The following is a 3,843-nucleotide window of genomic DNA, read 5'->3' as shown; positions in this document are numbered from 1 at the left end:
CTGCATTATTCATGAAGACTTTGGAAAATCCTCGAAAGCCTTGGCAAGAAGTTCATCTAGCGATCTGGCTGAAAAACAGTCTGTTTTTTGAGATGTCCTCACAATCAGGTTTTTGCCAGTTGGTGAATAATGCAGGCTAGCAATTTTCTTGCTCCCGTGAGCGCGGCGGCGAGCGATAACTTAGCTAATCAAAGTGATTCTCTGCTATCAGTCCCGTTATTAGTTAATCAAGAGGCTGCTAATTTCTCCTTTTCAGACCAAGATACTTCTTGGACAGGAACCCCTCAAATCAGTCAGTTAGATGATTTAGGCGAGGTTTTATTCGTTCCGGGTAATCCCTCAGAAAGGGTGAATATGGTTGTCCAGTGGACAGTGCGAGAGGCAGCTTTTAATAATGAAGTGGGATTCTTTCTGGTGGATGCTTTAGGTGGGGTAGAAGGTATCGCCCCCGGTGAAGAAGGATTCGCCGAGGCCGCTTTAAGCAGTTCCAGCCGACAAACTCTCTTCAATTCGGGTAATCAAGCGGGAAATTGGCGGGAATTCACCGTTGCGGAGGGTAGTCGTCTAGGGTTTTATGTGATTCAAAACGATACCAGCGCTAATTGGTTAGAAAATAATCGACAAAATCAGGGTCAATCGGGGTTAGCTTTTTTCTCCCTGAAAGGAGCTAATCCTGATAACTTTGATCATTCCCAAAGTAGTCATCTTGACCGCGGGATCTGGCGGTTTAACTGGGAAGATTTGACGGGTGGAGGAGATCAAGATTTTAACGATGTTGTTTTTAATATTGCTCAAGCAGGAATTGTCTTAGCCGGAGACAAAGGGCAACAGGTTCCCCTCACAGTGGAGGCTGTCAGTCAGGATAATACTTTTCCAAACGAGATGGGTTATTATTTGGTTGATACGCCGGATGGCGAAATTAATGGGATTAAACCAGGGGATCAGGGTTATTTAGATGCGGCCTTGTCAGGCGATCGCCACCAGGTAATTTTTGCCTCTGGGAAAGGGTTTGATAGTAAAACGTTTAACGTCCCTTCTGGGAAATATCTGGGATGGTATCTAGTCGCTAACGGGACAACAGATCATGCGATCGCCAAGGGGGGAAATGCCCCACCGGTTTTCTTTTCCTATGCGGCGGCCAATGAGGATGGTTTAAATCATGTCCATGCTCAACAGGATAGTCAGACCTGGGCCTGGGAAGATTTTTGGGGTGGCGGCGATCGCGATTTTGATGATTTAGTGTTTCGGTTCAGTTTTGGGGAACCAATTGGAGAACCGATTCAGTTACCGTCTTTGAGCATTGAAAATACCACAGTGACGGAGGGGAATACAGGAACTCAATCTGCTAATTTTACAGTTCGTTTATCAGCCCCTACAAACACAACAGTAACGGCTCAATTTACAACGAAAGATGGAACCGCCCAAGCGGGGACAGATTATGAATCTTCGACGGAAATTTTGACGTTTGCACCGGGAGAAGTGGAGAAAAAGATCGCAGTTGCTGTAAAGGGCGACACAATTAGCGAGCCGACGGAAACCTTCACGGTCAATTTAACAGGAGTGACCAATGCTATCCTGATTCAAGGTGAGGGAATTGGCACGATTCTAGATAATGATAATTCGCCGAATCCACCTGATAATAATCCTCCAGTAACAGATGCGGATAAAACTATTACTTTACCAGAAGATAGTCAACCTATCCCCTTAAATATTAATCCACCTACAGATATTGATGGGGATACTTTAACGGTTTCTGTCACTCAATTACCAGATAACAGCAAAGGAAGAATAACTTTAGCTGATGGCACAGTTATTAATGTGGGTGATGAGATTTCGATTAATTCTCTAACTTCTTTGCTTTACACACCCCTAGCAGATGTTAATGGTAATGGGGGCAATTTTGTTTATACTGTGAGTGATGGTAAAGGAGGTAGTGATAGTCAAACCATTAGTTTTATTATTACCCCTGAGAATACTTCTGCTAATAACCCTCCTGTCACCGATGCAGATAAAACTATTACTTTACCAGAAGACAGTCAACCTATCCCCTTAAATATTAATACACCTACAGATATTGATGGGGATACTTTAACGGTTTCTGTCACTCAATTAACAGATAATAGCAAAGGAAGAATAACTTTAGCTGATGGCACAGTTATTAATGTAGGTGATGAGATTTCAATTAATTCTCTGACTTCTTTGCTATACACACCCCTAGCAGATGTTAATGGTAATGGCGGCAATTTTGTTTATACTGTGAGTGATGGTAAAGGGGGGAATGATAGTCAAACAATTAGTTTTGTCATTAACCCTGAGAATACTTCTGGTAATAACCCTCCTGTCACCGATGCCGATAAAACTATTACTTTACCAGAAGACCGTCAACCTATCCCCTTAAATATTAATCCACCTACAGATATTGATGGGGATACTTTAACGGTTTCTGTCACTCAATTACCAGATAATAGCAAAGGAAAAATAACTTTAGCTGATGGCACAGTTATTAATGTGGGTGATGAGATTTCGATTAATTCTCTAACTTCTTTGCTTTACACACCCCTAGCAGATGTTAATGGTAATGGTGGCAATTTTGTTTATACTGTGAGTGATGGTAAAGGGGGGAATGATAGTCAAACAATTAGTTTTGTCATTAACCCTAGTAACTTAATTGTTTCTGCTGTTTCCGCGAATAATGCTCCTGAATTTACGACTAATCCTGAGTTAAAGATTATTGTCGGTAATGATTATAGTTATGATGCAAATGCCGTTGATGCGGATAATGATACCTTATTCTACTCCCTCTCCCTTGCCCCTGATGGTTTAACCATTGACAATAATACTGGTGTTTTAAGTTGGCAATCCCCAACAATCGGCAGTTATAACATCTCTATTTCAGTGGAAGATGGTAAAGGGGGAAGGGATACCCAAACTTATAATTTAGGGGTAGTAACCAACGTTATTGATTCTCAACCAAATCGTCCTCCAGTATTCGTTTCCAATCCCGTCGTTTCTGGTAATCTCAACAATGAATATCGTTACGATGCTAATGCGACTGATGCTGATAATGACAATTTAACCTATTCTGTCATCAATGCCCCTAATGGTTTGGTAATCAATCAAAATACAGGTGTTGTTACATTCACTCCCACAGTCTCAGGAGAAATCGAGATAACCTTACAAGTTGATGATGGTAAGGGGGGTATTGCGACTCAGGTTTATACTTTATTGGTGTTAGAAGAAGAAACGGATAATTATGCACCTGTCATCATCTCTGAGCCTATTCTTAAAGCTAGTACCAGTCAAAATTATGTTTATGATGTTAATGCGATTGATCCTGATGAGGATAATTTAACCTATTCTTTAGTTGATGCTCCTCAAGGAATGAGCATTGATAATTTAACAGGAGAAATTGTTTGGAATACAGCAGGTAAAACTGTTGGTAACTATGATATTTCTGTTAAGGTTACGGATAATCGTGGGGGTGTGGATACCCAAGAGTTTGTTATTGCGTTAAATAATGCTTTATTAGGAACAATTGAAGGGGTTAAATGGGAAGATACCAACGGTAATGGAATATGGGATTCAGCTAATTTTGAGGATTTTTCTGTAGATGTATCTTCTTTAATATTGTCTGGAGATACTGCAATCGTAGATAATGCTTTAAGGCTATCATTAAATAGTTTCTACTCATCTGGGAATGCTTTAATGAACTACCCCGCCGCAAGCGGACGGGGTATCAGAATCAAAATAGACTCAATTGTAGATTTTGGTGTAGCTGCAGGTATTCTTGGCTTTTCGTTACTTGGTATGGTTCGATAGGGTGGCATAAATCGACTAAATCCT

The 3,843-nt window shown here is 40.9% G+C and carries 1 protein-coding gene; it reads left to right on the top strand.

Translation table 11 applies throughout. From position 1 onward, the window contains the following. Window positions 1-129 precede the first annotated feature (129 nt). Complete coding sequence (locus IM496_RS11610; RefSeq protein ID WP_287661986.1) at window positions 130-3,819, top strand: Ig-like domain-containing protein; 3,690 nt, start codon at window positions 130-132, stop codon at window positions 3,817-3,819. Window positions 3,820-3,843: the final 24 nt, after the last annotated feature.

This window comes from Microcystis sp. M049S2 (assembly GCF_020245625.1).
Lineage (GTDB): Bacteria > Cyanobacteriota > Cyanobacteriia > Cyanobacteriales > Microcystaceae > Microcystis > Microcystis ichthyoblabe_A.
This window is presented reverse-complemented; position numbering and strand designations above follow the sequence as displayed.

Excerpts from the sequence above, each read along its gene's own strand:
- IM496_RS11610 (WP_287661986.1), top strand. The coding sequence starts at position 130 with ATGCAGGCTAGCAATTTTCTTGCTCCCGTGAGCGCGGCGGCGAGCGAT.